Origin of the sequence: Phormidium sp. CCY1219, assembly GCF_035615515.1 — a bacterium.
Classification (GTDB): domain Bacteria; phylum Cyanobacteriota; class Cyanobacteriia; order Cyanobacteriales; family Laspinemataceae; genus CCY1219.
Window position 1 is genome coordinate 1 of sequence record NZ_JAJENT010000045.1, and the last position, 332, is coordinate 332.

General features: G+C 60.5%; 1 pseudogene. It reads right to left on the minus strand.

The features are described from left to right. Positions 1–332 (minus strand): annotated as a pseudogene (locus LKK83_RS31845) (photosystem II D2 protein (photosystem q(a) protein)); the annotation flags it as partial.

Genomic DNA, 332 nt, shown 5'->3' on the forward strand with positions numbered 1-332 from the left:
AACACCGCGATCGGTCCGGTGAAGGCCAGGGCATTATAAGGACGAATCCCTAACAGACGGGAGATTTCCAACTGGCGCAGGCAGAAGCCAATCAAGCCGAAGGCTCCGTGCAGGGCCACGAAGGTCCATAGTCCGCCCAGTTGACACCAGCGGGTGAAGTCTCCTTGGGCTTCCGGTCCCCACAGGAAAAGCAGGGAGTGTCCCAAGCTGTTCGGGGGGGTGGAAACGGCCACGGTAAGGAAGTTGGCTCCTTCTAGGTAGGAGGAGGCCAATCCGTGGGTGTACCAGGAGGTAACGAAGGTGGTGCCGGTCAGCCAGCCCCCGATCGCCAA